This window comes from Sphingobacterium sp. HSC-15S19 (assembly GCF_050433745.1).
Taxonomy (GTDB): Bacteria; Bacteroidota; Bacteroidia; order Sphingobacteriales; family Sphingobacteriaceae; genus Sphingobacterium; species Sphingobacterium siyangense.
This window is the reverse complement of sequence record NZ_JBNPWQ010000065.1, coordinates 1-15005: the sequence shown is the minus strand read 5'-3', so window position 1 is coordinate 15005 and position 15005 is coordinate 1. Positions and strand designations below refer to the sequence as shown.

Genomic DNA, 15005 nt, shown 5'->3' with positions numbered 1-15005 from the left:
ATTCGATAGCTCATTACAATAGATTTATAATTCTGTCCGCCTTTTCTTTACCATTAAGCCTATAAGTTGTAAGAGCAATGGACTTTGCTGTGGTGTTGGGCGCGGACAAATATTCAAAGAACCAGAGCCTAGAGCAAAAGACATTAACATCGAACATATCGAAGAAGTCATCGATGCACAGCCTCAAGTTGTCGCTGCAGCATGTCCTTTCTCTGTATGACGATGTTAAAAGATGGCGTGAAAGTAAAAGAATCTGAGATTGAAGTGTGGACATTGCGGAAATAACTGCCCGAGCAAATCAATTGTAAATTACATTAATTACGAAATAAAAGAGGCCCGATCATACGATCGGGCCTTTTGTGTAGGGAGAAGAATATCTCCTGTCCACGCTTAAATTAGGGGAATCCCAAAGCCGGTTAAAATATAGGGGATTCCCCCGAATCGAAGATCAGCGCTGTATTTATGCTGATCAAACAACTCTAACATCTAGCCATAACAAAGGTATCACCTCTAATTCGATTGATTGTTGTTCATTTCTTCTAAAATGTTGTTCAAAAATTAACCATTGAAAAAAAATGATATTTAGGCCCTTTTCCCAGTGGACGCATATCAACACCATTATGCTGCGCGCTGATATAGCTGCCACGGGAATAGATATCTGGAGATATACGATTATGCCGTTCCTCCCGAAATGTACCACTGCAGTTTCGGGTAGCACTTTCATTGAGGTTGAGTACCACCTGATCCCTAAAAATCTCGCTGTTCACCACTTGAATATGCTGTGGTATATTTAACAATGAGGCTTCTAGCCGCATTGCTTCTGACAGTTGTTTCGGATTATATCTTTTGTAATACTTCGAACTAATTTCGACTTCGTCAATTCTGAACGATTTCATAGTATTCTGAGATACTGTTTGAGCAATAAGCCCAAACAGAGAAACGATAAAAATACAGGCTAAAAAAACCGAGATTGTAACATATGGAGGAATAAGAAATTCTGTTACAAATCTCTAAATCGAAATTAAAAAGCGATAAGAATGCTATTAGTCAGAAATAAGAGCAGGATTAAGATGATATAAAAATTTACCGAAGCCCTAAATTTCATCCTTCTCAATCCATTTTGGAACCAGTGGTGCTTCATACTGTTGCATTTTCTCGATCAGCTCTTCAATCGTATCAGCGACCAATAACATTGCTCTATTTTCCTGCTTAAGAAGCCCTTCTTCGACCATGTGATCAATAAATTGAATTAGATGATTATAAAATCCATTGATGTTTAATAAACCAACTGGCTTTTTATGTAAACCCAATTGAGCCCATGTAATCATTTCAAAAAGTTCTTCCAATGTACCAAAACCGCCCGGCAGTGCAATAACCCCTTCGGCGTAATCGCTCATAATTCGTTTACGATCATGCATGGTATCTACAATAATCAGTTTTGTTACACCCCTATGCTCTCTTTCTTTCGAATTCAAAAAATCGGGAATCACACCTATTACTTCACCTCCGTGCGCAAGAGCTCCATTCGCAACAGCCCCCATTAGGCCAACCCTTCCGCCGCCATAAACCAAACGGATACCGTATTCAGCCAAAACCTTTCCCACATAGGAGGCTTGCTCTTCATACACGGCCGAATTCCCTAAACTGGAAGCACAAAAAATAACAATACTATTAATTTTATTCATATACAAGTATAGCTAAAAATAAACGGATCAGCTCTTTTTTATTGCGATCTTATCAGCAGGCCAGGATTTTACCTTCCTAAACACAAAATAAGCAAAACTCTAATTATCAAATAAATACAACTTAAAACTATTCATCCTTTTTCTCTTGCATAGATAAATGTAAAAAAAACACTTAAAATAAATAACACATTTAATATCTTTGATTTACCGGTCTTTTTTATACATAACGGCTAACCAGACAAGCTCATCAGATCTTGTTAATAACAAATGATAATTTCAGTCCATATGATCTTCAAAAACAAATTTTTGCACAGTGCTCTCTTAAGCTTATTTTGTCTGGCGCTATCTGCTCAAACAACTCCTCAATTAAATTATTTCGATTTAAGAGAGGTAAGGTTGTTACCTGGAGTTTTTAAACATGCTGAAGACCTGGATATCACTTATTTATTGGAAATGGATCCGGACCGATTGTTGGCTCCATTTTTACGCGAAGCCAATTTACCGCTTAAAAAAGACTCTTATACCAATTGGGAAAATACAGGACTAGATGGCCATATCGGAGGTCATTATCTATCTGCGCTGGCTCATATGTATGCCGCTACAGGAGATCTTCGCATCAAGGAACGCCTGGATTACATGCTGGTCAACTTGAAACGTTGTCAGGAAGCAAATGGAAACGGATACATTGGCGGGGTGCCTGGGGGTAAAATTAGTTGGACAGAGATTCAACAAGGCCGGATCAACGCCGGTAGCTTTAACTTGAATGGAAAATGGGTACCGCTATATAATATACACAAAACCTATGCTGGCCTGCGAGATGCCTACTTGTTGACAGGCAATGAATCTGCGAAAGACATGCTTATTCAGATGACTGATTGGGCGCTTAAGTTGGTTGGTCAACTTTCCGAAGCTCAAATACAGGAGATGTTACGAAGTGAACACGGTGGACTGAACGAAACCTTTGCTGATGTCGCTGCAATTACCCAAAACCCAACTTATCTCGAGCTGGCTCGTAAATTTAGTCATCAATCCATACTTGAGCCCTTATTAGCGCATCAAGATCATTTAACAGGATTGCACGCAAATACACAAATTCCAAAAGTTCTCGGTTTTAAACGCATCGCTGACCTTTCCCACAACGAAAAATGGGCTGAGGCTGTTCGGTACTTTTGGGACAATGTCGTTGAGCAACGCTCGATTGCTATTGGTGGAAATAGTGTGAGTGAGCATTTTAACCCTACGGACGATTTTTCAAAGATGTTATATAGCATTGAGGGACCTGAAACCTGCAATACGTACAATATGTTACGGCTCACAAAAATGCTCTACCAAACTGATCCGCAAGGAAAATACCTCGATTTTTATGAACGTGCTCTTTACAACCACATCTTATCGACACAACATCCCGAACATGGTGGATTAGTTTATTTCACACAAATCCGTCCGGGGCATTATCGCGTTTATTCACAAACACAGACAAGTATGTGGTGCTGCGTTGGATCAGGGATGGAAAACCACGCCAAATATGGTGAAATGATCTATGCACAACGCAACAATGACTTGTTCGTCAATTTGTTTATTCCTTCACGCTTGGACTGGAAAGAGAAAAACATGGAAGTTATTCAAGAAACGAACTTTCCGAAAGAAGCCAATACAAGCATCCGAATCAACCCCAAAAAACCGACTTCATTCAGCTTGTTTATTCGTAAACCCAACTGGCTGACAGCAGCTCCGCATGTATTGATCAATGGAAAGCCTTACCACAATTTCAGTTCAACGAATGATCATATCCAAATCAAACGTACATGGCGAAAGGGGGATATCGTCAGTCTTGAATTGCCTATGGGGATACATACTGAGCAGTTGCCTGATAAAAGCAATTATTATAGTATTTTATATGGACCTCTTGTTTTGGGTGCCCGTAGTGGACAGGAAGATCTTTTGGGACTTCAGGCCGATGACAGCCGAATGGGGCACATTGCATCGGGAAAACAAATCCCTTTACGTGATCTCCCAATTCTTAAAGCTGAGCCGAACAATATTCCGGCACTTGTAAAACCAATAGCATCCAAGCCCTTACATTTTACGCTCTCAGATCTTTATTTGGAAAAAAAAGGTATTCAAATGGAACTAGAACCCTTTTTCGGTATTCATGATTCCCGTTATATGATCTATTGGCCTCAAGCAACAGAAAAGGAACTACAGGCGTTACAGGAGAAAATGAACAGTGATGAAATAGAAAGCTTGGCGCTAGCTGCCAAAACAGTCGATAAGGTTGTCGCTGGAGAGCAACAACCGGAATCAGATCACTTTTTTCGCGAGCAAAATAGCAATGCTGGGGCATTCGGCGATACACGCTGGCGCGATACAAAAGACTGGTTTAGTTATGTGATGAAAATAACGCCCGAGACCCAACTGATAGCAATCAAATTGCTGGCAGACAACTCATCAAGGATAACGGAGGTTATGGTCGATGGTAAAACCATTAGCACACTGGAAGACAAGGATGAGAAGTCAACCATTAAAACAATACGTATACAGCTTCCCAATGATGGTATAGGGAAAACCAAAATAGAACTAAAAATTAAGGCCGGGGCAGGATCCACAAGTCACAAGATCCTAGAAATCCGGACTCTTCGTCCTGACTAATGGAAACTTTGAGAAAGTTTCCATTAGTCAGGAGTGATTCACTTAGTCTTGATTAACTGAGTTAATCAAGAACGATTCAGTTAGTCAGAAGAGCGCAGTTGTTTTATTTTCCGATTAAAACAACTGCGCCATCCGGTTGTAATGTCAATTTGATGGTCTTTGTTTTGGAAAGTCGAATTTGTTTCTGTTTTGATTCCCGGGCGATGTTATCGTCGATTAGCTGTACCGCATCCGTACTCAACATGGGCAAATTCACCGATACAGCCTTTTCTTTGCCTTCGGCATTTATACCCGCTATATACCATGTATCACTCTTTCTCCGGGCAAGTATGACATATTTACCTGGATAACCATCAATAAAAATTGTTTCATCCCAGGTTGTAGGTACCTGTTTCATAAAATCAATCACATGGGCTGGCATTTCCTGTAAATTATTGGGTGTCAACCCAAAATTTTGCACTGGAGTCTGAAATAAAATCGCAGTTGCCAATTGAAATGTTTCTGTCGTTTTGCGAATAGTACCACCGTTATTCTCACGGTTATGACGTTTGTTCAACAAAACCGGACCAAAATCCATTGCCGCCACGGCGTTGCGAATAAATGGATGTAAAGTCGCATTAAAGGCCTCCGTATCATTTGCATGTTGTGTGAAAATCAAGTTTTCGGAGGCCAATACAGCTTCACTACCCACGAAATTCGGATACATACGCTCCCAACCCCGCGGTAAAGTACATCCATGAAATATAACTGTTAATCCATAATCATTTGCATCCGAAAGAATATCTTCGTAAAGCTTAAGTGTTTCCTGTTTATCACCTCCAAAAAAATCAACTTTGATTCCTTTAATGCCCACACGCTGCATCCATTGCATCTCGGCTTTACGTGCGATCGAAGTATTCATTTTATTTTTTGGTGTTTGCGGTGCGTCGTTCCAGAATCCATTCGAATTGTACCACAGGCAAATACCTACGCCCCGCTCCTTTCCATAAGCCACCAATTGTTCAATTTTTTTGTGGCCGATCTTTGTATCCCACCAATTGTCGATCAATACAAATTCATAACCCATTGAAGCTGACAGATCAATAAACTTCTTTTGGTCTTCAAAATTAATACTACCATCCTGCCATTCCAGCCAACTCCACGTTGCCCGTCCGAATTCGTATTTCTTCGACGCCGGATATTGCGGCTCAACAACATCGAAAGGAATGGTCGTCTCCACAATGGGTTTTAGATTGCGCCCGATAGTCAGTGTACGCCAAGGTGTATAACCGGGTAATGAAATTGTGGGAGCTGCACGTCCAATGCCATTGTTCTCCCCTTCTTCCGGGAAAGCAATACTATAAAGACCATCCTTGGTGCCTTCGCTTAACTTGGATGCACAATAAGCACTTGATACACCCGTTTCCGAAACAAGTACCCATCCACGATCCCCAACATGAAAGAGTGCAGGAAAAGTATATCCAACACCATACTTCGAAGGTATCCCTAAAGCCTGATCTGCCTGATATTCCTCTTCATAACTTGGCTTTGTTTTCATCCAACCTATCATCGGGGAAGCTTGAGCTGTTAAAAATGTTGTTGTAATGAGTGGAAATTTAAAGCCACTCTCCTCCTTTATTAATGCAAAATTGGCCGGCTCGCCTACCTGAGGCACATAATATCGGAAGGCAATATTGTTGTTGCTAACACGGAAAGTAACCTCAATCTGTTGCTTTGAAGCATTCTCCAACAAATAACGCAATTCATTCGCTTTATACGCTACCTGACTGCGTTTGATTTTTGATTCGTTATAATTGCTCGAAATTTCAGCTCTTTTTTCTGCTATTGGATGCAAATTATCACTTAAATTTATCGTCTTGCTTTGGAGCCCAAGCGGAGAAGCTTCCAACATCGTTTTCCCTTCCAGTTCAACCTCATAGAATAGATTGCCGTTTTTCAGATCCAATTTAACGGTCAAAGTTCCATCAGGACTAGATACCGATGTCTGCTGTGCTACAGCAATTGTGCCCAATAAAGACACGATACATACCAAAACATAAGGTTTTAATGGTAAACGTCTAAAATAGCGCGTATAATTGTGATTTAACATAGATTAACTCAAATAGTAGGTTAGTTATTCTGTTAAAGATAAGGTTTTATTTTAATAAATGTACAAAAAACACTTATTATGCAATACGACACTTATCCAGCACTTGATGCCACTATTTAAGGAATTATTACTTTCTGATTAGGGAGCCGGCCTCCACACCTTTTCTTGCCTTATGGAAAGATATAGAAAACAAAAATGCGTTATAATTGTAAAGAAGTAGTGACATTTATTTTTACGATTTTAATACGTATCAAACTATGAATCTAATTATGAACATGATAGCAATTGCAAGTATAGCAACTGCTTCCTTAGCTCCATTATCAGCCAAATCACGATTATTGCTCGAGCAAAAGAACCAAAACATTGCGCTGATATTAAAAAAACAGAGCTTAAAACGTAATTATTTGGGAACCGACTCGCTATTACAATACTTTAACCAAACAACTGCAGAACTTGAAAAGCAGGTTGCGGGTTTAAGCGAAGCGCAGCTCCAATTTAAACCAGCGCCTGACAAATGGTCTATCAGTCAATGCCTTGAACATATTATTCGTTCAGAACGAATGATATTTGACATGGCAAAAAAAGGCCTGGATCAAGATCCACAACCTGAAAGGCGGAAAGAGATCAAGATGACCGACGACAATCTCAAGAATGCACTCACAGACAGGAGTCACAAATATCAGGCACCCAAGGAACTCCAACCAGAGGGCATTTATAAAAATGTGAAAACGGCACTCGCTGATTTCAATGCCGCGCGTAAGCCAGTACTTGATTATATCAAAAAAGCTGATGCGGAAGATCTTAGAAATCATGTCAGCGACTCCCCAACCGGTCCAATTGATGGTTACCAAGCCCTGATGTTTATTGCCGCACATTGTGCACGTCATACCAAACAAATCGCTGAAATAAAAGCCGATCCCAATTTTCCAAAACAATAGAAAGATGAAGAAATTGACCTATCAAATTAAGATTGATGCTCCTGTCTCACGGGTTTTTAAAACAATGCTCGATAAAGAAACGTACAAACAATGGACTAGTGCCTTCGATCCGAGCTCTGATTTCGAAGGCGTTTGGGAAAAGGGACAAAGAATTCATTTCACTGGCGTCAATGAAAATGGTGAAAAAGGCGGAATGGTAGCAGAGATTGCTGAATATATTCCAAATTCATATGTATCTATTCGCCACCTTGGCATCTTAGATAAGGGCCAGGAAATTTTATCCGGACCAACAGTTGAAGATTGGGCAGGAGCATTAGAAAACTATTCTTTTTCAGCCATCGAGGGACAAACATTATTGAAAGTGGATGTTGATACAAACGACGAATACATCGATTACTTTAATGAAGCTTGGCCAGATGCTTTGCAACTTTTAAAAGAGTTGAGTGAAACTAAATAAGTTTAATTAGGCGCTTAATGATCAAGCGCTCGCTAGACTGATCAAAAACACATATTGACTCAATAAAAAGGGGGATCTAAATCCCCTTTTTATGTTTTTGCTTTATGCATTTAAGCAAACCTAAGAAAGTCAACTTCTTTAAAATATGCCCTTTATATTTTTAGCATTAGTTTACTTTTCCTTTTTGACGTGAATATCAAAAATATTGTAATACTCTAACGTACTATAATCCTTGAGGCTCATGAAGTCATAAGTAAGTGGATAATTAAAGATATTTTCCGTCTGGCTTACATAAAGGAGCATATCGCGGAGTGCTGTTCCAATAGCCTGGGCTCCTTTTGGATACTGAATAAAACTGTTCTTCCCGCCACCACGATAGTAGATCAGCAAATTACTGCAATCGAGGACTTTGATATCTATATCATCCAGTGCTTGCTTTTCCAATATTTTGTCTATCGCTGTATTGAGTTTTGCCCGTGTTGAATCAGTTTCTCCCATCAGAATCATATTGGTGCCATAAGTCACCGAAGAAAGCACATAGGGAGAGTAACCTGCTTGGGTCAATGCTGCGACTTCCGATGTTGGGTAAGCTTCATAATACTCCATATAATCAATATATATTGTAAGCTTATTGACATTGCCTATCCGAAGTGTGCTATTGGGTTTACTGATCGTCGTTGAATCTGCATGTCTCACAAGGGATAAGGCCTTCTTTACATCCTTCGAATTACCAAGAAATCCCTGTATTTCGGCATAATCTTCAAAAGTGCTGGAGGAGAAATTCATGCTGCTCGCCTGTTTCGATTTTTCAAACTTATTGGCATAAGCAAGGCCATTTTTATAACTGGGCACAAAGAAGCCCAAATCTATGGATGCGTCGTTATAAGACAAAAAATGGAATTTAACTTTTTTTGCTTTTGCTTCCAGGCTTTCTAGTCGCGGACCATCAAGGGTATCTTTGAGACTCCAAAGTCCCCCCAGGAACACCTTTTCATCAATATTGTCATCAGCGAAAAGCTTACTCATTTGTAACTGTACTTTTCGAATCTCATACTTATCTGGCGGAACAGTGGGTTCATTTTTGGTGGTATCTGTAGGTACCACCTCTGGGGGCTCTACCTTTGGCTCGATGGGATCTTTTGTACAACTTAGCCATATCAGTGAGCTAAGAAGAAGTAAAAAATTTCTAGTGTGCATATTGAAGTTCTTCGGTTTCAAATTCCGTTATCATTAAAAACAGGGACCACTCGTACTTTTTTATCTGATAAATTAAATATAATAATCGAAGATAGCGTTTTTTTTCATCAGTCCAAAACAAAAAAGCGGGGTTTTAACCCCGCTTAGATTTAACCTTTTGTAACACCGTGAAAATGCAGAAGCCTTTCAGCTGATTGAAATCAAGAGCGATCGCCTGCATTAAACACCCCAAAAAGCTCTACACGCTCTAAAGAACGATCCACAACCGCCACTCGTATAGGTGTCTGAAGTATGTGTACCGACCAATTGTGCCGTATCATAGTCATAAAAACTCAATACAAAAACACAATGCGTTAATTGGCCTTTGCTTTCTTTGACCTCTTCGGTGACTTTCACGAGGGTGTTCGTTTTAGGAAGGCGGTAAGTCGTCGTTTTAACATTGACATTTTCTTTCGGAGCCTTTTCTGTTGTCTTTGCAGAAGCCACTGTAGATAGCAGCGCAACCGCCATCAAACTCATCATTAATTTTTTCATTGTTTCTATTTTTTTGTTAAACCATAACATGCTTTTGAAGCAGGTCTTTATTTTATGGAAGTAAAAATAGAAACGCATTTAACTAATTTTACGGTGATTTATTATTTGCTATAGGCCCCTTCATTATTCGTGGTTGTTAGTCTATTATTCGCAATACAACTGTTTGTACAATATAGGTTAATCTTGACAGCAAGTCTTATTTTTATACATTGTATGTCTCTATCATTATTTGTATTTTTAGGGATCTGATTCAAAATAAACTACAGTTCAGCAGCCCAATTATTACAGCATCGGACAAATTCGTTAACAATGCCCAAATATACTAGCGCAAATGGGGTTAAAAAATTAGAATAGCGAACCGTAAACATTGCTTTTATAAGAAAATGGAAAATAATCGAGAAAGCAGAAAGCATTTACCTGTGGTGGTAATGGCGCTAATTGGTTTCCCGGAAAACCTATCTATACAAGATAAATACCACGAGTAAATTACAGAATAACTTCTTATAAGACTAGGTCCATAAACTTCGAACCGGCCCCGGTGTAAATTTTTATCCAAATAAACCAATAAGGCTTTATTATTATCAAATTTATCATATGCCTTGGATGTGAGATATATTTTTGAGCATAAAAAAGGAGACAACTATTGACTAGTGTCTCCTTAAGTGCCGGTCAGCATACTTTTTTCACATGATTTTGAGCAAGATTTGAAGAATTTGTTGGAGGCATTAAGCTGAAGATTTCTTTATTATTTGCTTCCTTATTTAATGTAAAACTTAGTATATTTTAAACCTTAATACTCGTAATTCCAATGGATATTCCGTAGGGGAATCGAACCCTACCTGCATCAATCTATTTATCAGTAATTTACAAACCTTTCATTCACCTGCTCACCGAATAACTCACTGGTTTGATATACGTTTTAGCTGCAAGTGCTATAAGTTAAATTTATATAAAATATTTGTTAATTCCCAAATTGGTATTTAGAACAATAAACCGTAAATATAGTTAATTAAAAAGGTTGGTTTGATGGAACTTCAAAATTTTAACATGTAAAATACTCATACCATGGGCATCTTCTAGTTTATATAGATTTGGCTTCATACTTTATCGTTTCTGAGATTTATTGTTAATAATTGTGTTCTATAAATTTCACTAGCTGCATTACAGAGAAGTCTATCTTCATTATGTATTCATCTTCTCCGGCATAATCCCTTAATAATCTATCAGAGAATCCCCAACCTCCATTTTCTTTTGCTTTTTTTAATACTTGGCTTAAAGGATAAAAAGTATATCTATATTTACCTTTGTTTGATTTTGATGACGGTAAACATTCTTTTGTATCACAAATAATCCAATATCCTTTATCCTGTCCGAACTTAACAGCAGAGTAAACAGAATTTGTGAAACTAGCAATATATTCTGCTTTAGATTTCCGTGAGATACTTCTAATCAATATTGGTTTTGTTTTAGGAAGAAAATTTTTCAGTACAATTTCCCATACATCATAATAAGCTTTGAATTTTTCAGAACGATCAGTTAAGATCCAGTTTCCAATAAATATTCTAGTGTCATATGTAGGTGGGATTCCTTTATCAATAATGTCTATTAAATTTTGAGCTATTTCCTCCTTTTTTGACTTACTCAATCGGTAATAATCTTTCATACTTTTTTCTATCGTTTTTTGAGAGCATTCAGGGCAAAAGTTGGTTAAAACTCAATCAGTCTAGCCCCGGTTTAGATAATTTGTTAATATCATATTCTGTTTTCGATACATCTGTCACATTATACTCAATCTTGTAACCATAAGTACCTTGACTATCAAATAACCTTTTAAACATAAGACCAGATTGCCGAGTAAATTTATTGCCGTCTTTTTTAACAAAATATGTTATACCATTTCCATCTTGCTCACCGAAATTAATGCTTTGAGATTCAACACTTTTAAGTATGTTAAAAAAAGATCTTATATGTTTATCAATGTTTCGGTATTCTTTTTCAGCGATATGTTTATATTTTGGATCAATATAAAAAATGTCTAACTTTTTATCATAAAGCGTTCCTTTATAAAAAATTAAAGTAATTTGATCAAAATTTACACCTTCATATTTAATAGCTTCTCTAATACCATCTAAAAAGACATCAGATTTATAAGTTTTTTTTACTGAGAAATCTACTAAATCAGATTCCATGAACGATGTTACATCATATTTACTTGAATTTAAAGGGATTTTATAAAAGCTCTCAACAACACGGGTATTTTGTCCGTAAACAGATGTTTTAAATAATAAAAGAAGGACGGTAATAATAGTAAATTGCAAGTATTTCATGAAAATGATTGTAATTTTTTTACTCATAAAATCGTTTTTTGAGATTAGTGATTTTTTTAAAAATTAAATATTTGCTAAACTTTTTGGTAAACTCGGGATTAACATTTTTTTTGGAATCGTGATGATAATATTTAAAAATAATTGACCTCATCAATATCCTGCCAAAGTCTTTTTAGTTCAAGCAATATTTCACTAGCTGTTATAAGTTCTTTATCCAAATCCCGAGTCGTATAACGCTTACTATCATATCTTGAGTATTGTATTCTATTTGAACTGCTTTTAGTTAATTGCCATCTATGATCTGAGCAATAAATACAAGTTTCATTGTTTTCAATTGTCACATCAAGCCAAACACCATGTATAAAACTGTTTCTTAATCTTTGTAACGGTTTTAGTTTTGAAACAATTTCCGAAATTCTTTCCTCTTCATAATGTCGAAAAGATGAAAGCTTTTTTATTAGCTCCAAATTGACGTGAAGTGAATTTTCTTTGATTAGAAAATGATTAATCAATTCATCATCGGAATTTATAAGTTTCTCAATAATATGAGTAATTAGACTTTCAATTTCTGAAAATCGAACGCTAAGTAGGCCAATTCTTGTATAAAAAGGTGTATTAATTTCGCTTAGCTCTTGTAATTCGTATTTAAATGGACTCATTGCTGTTAAGAAGATAATTAACTAATTTTTCACATTGTTTATTGAAATTTATGTTACTTTTTTAATATCCAAGGTCGGTTCTTTAATTCATCTTTGTTCCAAGGATTAGGTTTACCAGCATTTTTTTTAGAGCCTTCCTCTTACTATTAAAAAGATTAGGATAGATCGCTTGCTGTTCTTCTGAGAGGCAATATTCGCTATTTATTGATATTAGATAATTAAGATTCGAGCCGAGTTTGCGATATACCGTATTTTTTACAATAGTCAATAGCTTTCATTTTAAACCGTTTTTTGATATTTATTAACTTCCATATTTTTAATTTCATCATTAGTATGCTTGTCGAGAATTTTAGCATAGCGGTAAAAGGTTGCTCGAGACAATCCGAGTGGTTCGTAAATTTCCTCCGGAGTTTTACTCAGATCTTTATAAAGAGGGCGCATAATTAATAACTTCCTTATTGTTTCCTTTGTAAAGCCTTTCGGTCTTCCTCCGGTTCTGCCCCTCGCTCTAGCAGATTGTAAGCCTGCATTTGTCCGATCTCTTGTCAACTCCCTTTCATATTCTGCAAACGAAGCCATTATATTTAAAAACAATCGACCATTACTTGTGCTGGTATCTACACCATCGGTCAAACCTTTGACAATTATCCCTTTGTCATTTAAACCTAAAACTAAATCAATAATATTCTTTAGGCTTCGGCCTAATCTATCCAATCGCCATACATACAACTCATCATCATTCCGTAGATGCTCAAGCATCTTGTCAAGTTCTGGTCGACTCTTGGTCGATCCCGAAATTTTCTCTTTATATATTTTATCGCAACCTGCCTTTTCCAAAGCTTCAATTTGCAAATTCAAATTTTGATCTCTGGTCGAAACTCTTGCATACCCAATTTTCATATTTAGTTACATTAAACTCATGTCATATAAATTTATGAAACAGTGTTTATTGATACAAGTTTTTGAGACAATATATTTTAAAATTAATCATGCTAATTTAGGATATCGAATAATCTTAATAAACCAGCGTTTAACAGAACCAGATTACCAATCATTAAATAGGTGGGGAAAAAATTTCTGGTTTAAATGAACTTGATTTGATAATTTATGTTTTGTAACTTGTTAAGAAAAAATTATGGCAATTAAAGCAGTGGATGGGTTGGATTTCAAAGATCAGAAATCTATCCGGATCAGATTTCAAGAATACAATCCAAATGGGAATGGAAGACCGTACGAGGAAGACCTAACTGAAGAAGGATATCACGCAGATAGTATTGCTGATTTACCAATTCCAGGTGATTATTTAGGCTTAACTGTAGATAGGTTTATAGATGGCCATGGAGTAAATGCTCGGTTCGAGAAAAAAGGCATAATATTTAAAGTTCTTACCAGACTTTTCGATTTTCAGGTCTTTGATAATAAAGATATAATCCTATGTAATATCGTTGTTCAAGAAGAAACCGATCAAAATATTGTTGGCAGGTTAATTAAAGACTAGCAACATGTGTTAATTCTAATTGAATACTTTGAGCGCTGTAAAACAGCATATGAAAGTCAGCGTTTTTGCGAAATGTAACCCCATAATAGGACGATACAAAGGAGCAAGCAGAAGTTGGGCAAAGCCCTACTTCTCTCGCCCCATTTGCCAAAAATGGGATTGTGAGTATCCTCTGGGAATACTCTTAAGCTCAAAAATAAATCCTTAAGGAGATTTCGAACTGTAGAAAAAACGCCTTAATGACGCTATATACTCACTTTTTAGCCTAATATGAATAAAATACGAAAATTTTTGCATCAAAAAATCGAACTGCGCAGGTCGTTTTTAACACTCTGAATGACAACATTTTTGAGCATAAAAAAGGAGACTACTATTTAATAGTGTCTCCTTAAGTGCGGTCAGCATACTTTTTTCACATGATTTTGAGCAAGATTTGAAGAATTTGTTGGAGGCATTGAGCTAATTCTATTTTGATAAATTTATTTCATTACAAATCCTAATACTTATCCTGAATGGAGATATATTGTAAATATTGATGTTATCCCGATAAAACTCACTTTAGATTTAGAAGTGATATTCTACCCTCATGTTTCCTAATATCAAGTATTGCTTGATGATAATAATCAGGTGCAACATGATTCGAGAAGACCTTTAAATTACCAATATTTTCATTGTTGATTTCTACAATAATTGCGTCAAAATCTAATTTGTATACATTTTTTAAGGTCTTTAACTTTGATGACAATCCGTTTGTAAAATGAGTATTATACAAACTCGTCTTAAAATAATCAATTAATAAAGCTTCTGCTATTTCTGTTTGCTCATTAATTCCTGGTTGAAAATCATTGATCGCTTCAATGCATATTCCGATGATGTTGGTTCTTCCCCACTTTTGGTGGTAATACCATCATATTTGTCTTCAATTAGCGTTCATATTTTAATGAATGCATCAAAACTTGTTTTTTCGGACGA

The 15005-nt window shown here is 36.7% G+C and carries 13 protein-coding genes and 1 pseudogene; 5 read left to right on the top strand and 9 right to left on the bottom strand.

Annotated features, from left to right (window positions below; translation table 11 throughout):
• Positions 1–67 precede the first annotated feature (67 nt).
• A pseudogene (locus tag L1283_RS27730) lies at positions 68–308 on the top strand (heterodisulfide reductase-related iron-sulfur binding cluster); the annotation flags it as partial.
• A 243-nt stretch (positions 309–551) separates the two neighbouring features.
• Here the strand turns inward: L1283_RS27730 and L1283_RS27725 are convergent.
• Positions 552–896 (bottom strand): hypothetical protein, encoded by a 345-nt coding sequence (locus L1283_RS27725; RefSeq protein WP_088160853.1) that lies wholly within the window; start codon positions 894–896, stop codon positions 552–554.
• Between the two features lie 198 nt (positions 897–1094).
• A complete protein-coding gene (locus L1283_RS27720) occupies positions 1095–1685 on the bottom strand; it encodes a TIGR00730 family Rossman fold protein (protein WP_145331066.1) in 591 nt (196 codons plus the stop codon).
• A gap of 285 nt (positions 1686–1970) precedes the next feature.
• Between L1283_RS27720 and L1283_RS27715 the strand changes: the two genes are divergently transcribed.
• Complete coding sequence (locus L1283_RS27715) at positions 1971–4334, top strand: glycoside hydrolase family 127 protein (protein ID WP_088160852.1); 2364 nt, start codon at positions 1971–1973, stop codon at positions 4332–4334.
• 103 nt (positions 4335–4437) lie between these two features.
• Here L1283_RS27715 and L1283_RS27710 read toward each other — a convergent pair whose 3' ends face one another.
• A complete protein-coding gene (locus tag L1283_RS27710) occupies positions 4438–6423 on the bottom strand; it encodes a glycoside hydrolase family 97 protein (RefSeq protein WP_286850725.1) in 1986 nt (661 codons plus the stop codon).
• Positions 6424–6692: 269 nt separating this feature from the next.
• Between L1283_RS27710 and L1283_RS27705 the strand changes: the two genes are divergently transcribed.
• Together L1283_RS27705 and L1283_RS27700 are read left to right on the top strand one after the other, a co-directional pair.
• On the top strand, positions 6693–7361 hold the full coding sequence (locus L1283_RS27705) for a DinB family protein (RefSeq protein ID WP_286850723.1): 669 nt from the start codon (positions 6693–6695) through the stop codon (positions 7359–7361).
• A gap of 4 nt (positions 7362–7365) precedes the next feature.
• Positions 7366–7818 carry an SRPBCC family protein gene (locus L1283_RS27700; RefSeq protein WP_286850721.1) on the top strand — a complete coding sequence of 151 codons (453 nt, stop codon included), beginning with the start codon at positions 7366–7368 and terminating at the stop codon, positions 7816–7818.
• 171 nt (positions 7819–7989) lie between these two features.
• Here the strand turns inward: L1283_RS27700 and L1283_RS27695 are convergent, their stop codons facing one another.
• From L1283_RS27695 to L1283_RS27670, 6 genes are all read right to left on the bottom strand, one after another.
• Positions 7990–9015, bottom strand: a complete 1026-nt coding sequence (locus tag L1283_RS27695; RefSeq protein ID WP_286850720.1) for a hypothetical protein — start codon at positions 9013–9015, stop codon at positions 7990–7992.
• A gap of 219 nt (positions 9016–9234) precedes the next feature.
• Complete coding sequence (locus tag L1283_RS27690; RefSeq protein WP_145331062.1) at positions 9235–9549, bottom strand: hypothetical protein; 315 nt, start codon at positions 9547–9549, stop codon at positions 9235–9237.
• Positions 9550–10675: 1126 nt separating this feature from the next.
• Positions 10676–11212 (bottom strand): hypothetical protein, encoded by a 537-nt coding sequence (locus L1283_RS27685; protein ID WP_286768313.1) that lies wholly within the window; start codon positions 11210–11212, stop codon positions 10676–10678.
• 55 nt (positions 11213–11267) lie between these two features.
• Positions 11268–11903 carry a hypothetical protein gene (locus tag L1283_RS27680; protein ID WP_286768314.1) on the bottom strand — a complete coding sequence of 212 codons (636 nt, stop codon included), beginning with the start codon at positions 11901–11903 and terminating at the stop codon, positions 11268–11270.
• A 104-nt stretch (positions 11904–12007) separates the two neighbouring features.
• The gene (locus tag L1283_RS27675) at positions 12008–12535 is read right to left on the bottom strand and encodes a hypothetical protein (protein WP_286768315.1); all 528 of its coding nucleotides are present in this window, start codon (positions 12533–12535) and stop codon (positions 12008–12010) included.
• Between the two features lie 279 nt (positions 12536–12814).
• Complete coding sequence (locus tag L1283_RS27670) at positions 12815–13435, bottom strand: recombinase family protein (protein WP_286768316.1); 621 nt, start codon at positions 13433–13435, stop codon at positions 12815–12817.
• A 235-nt stretch (positions 13436–13670) separates the two neighbouring features.
• Between L1283_RS27670 and L1283_RS27665 the strand changes: the two genes are divergently transcribed.
• Complete coding sequence (locus L1283_RS27665) at positions 13671–14033, top strand: hypothetical protein (protein WP_286768317.1); 363 nt, start codon at positions 13671–13673, stop codon at positions 14031–14033.
• Positions 14034–15005 lie beyond the last annotated feature (972 nt).

Coding starts and splice junctions, on each gene's coding strand:
- L1283_RS27705 (WP_286850723.1), top strand. CDS start 6,693: ATGAACATGATAGCAATTGCAAGTATAGCAACTGCTTCCTTAGCTCCA.
- L1283_RS27710 (WP_286850725.1), bottom strand. CDS start 6,423: ATGTTAAATCACAATTATACGCGCTATTTTAGACGTTTACCATTAAAA.
- L1283_RS27720 (WP_145331066.1), bottom strand. CDS start 1,685: ATGAATAAAATTAATAGTATTGTTATTTTTTGTGCTTCCAGTTTAGGG.
- L1283_RS27725 (WP_088160853.1), bottom strand. CDS start 896: ATGAAATCGTTCAGAATTGACGAAGTCGAAATTAGTTCGAAGTATTAC.
- L1283_RS27695 (WP_286850720.1), bottom strand. CDS start 9,015: ATGCACACTAGAAATTTTTTACTTCTTCTTAGCTCACTGATATGGCTA.
- L1283_RS27670 (WP_286768316.1), bottom strand. CDS start 13,435: ATGAAAATTGGGTATGCAAGAGTTTCGACCAGAGATCAAAATTTGAAT.
- L1283_RS27715 (WP_088160852.1), top strand. CDS start 1,971: ATGATCTTCAAAAACAAATTTTTGCACAGTGCTCTCTTAAGCTTATTT.
- L1283_RS27685 (WP_286768313.1), bottom strand. CDS start 11,212: ATGAAAGATTATTACCGATTGAGTAAGTCAAAAAAGGAGGAAATAGCT.
- L1283_RS27665 (WP_286768317.1), top strand. CDS start 13,671: ATGGCAATTAAAGCAGTGGATGGGTTGGATTTCAAAGATCAGAAATCT.
- L1283_RS27680 (WP_286768314.1), bottom strand. CDS start 11,903: ATGAGTAAAAAAATTACAATCATTTTCATGAAATACTTGCAATTTACT.
- L1283_RS27690 (WP_145331062.1), bottom strand. CDS start 9,549: ATGAAAAAATTAATGATGAGTTTGATGGCGGTTGCGCTGCTATCTACA.
- L1283_RS27700 (WP_286850721.1), top strand. CDS start 7,366: ATGAAGAAATTGACCTATCAAATTAAGATTGATGCTCCTGTCTCACGG.
- L1283_RS27675 (WP_286768315.1), bottom strand. CDS start 12,535: ATGAGTCCATTTAAATACGAATTACAAGAGCTAAGCGAAATTAATACA.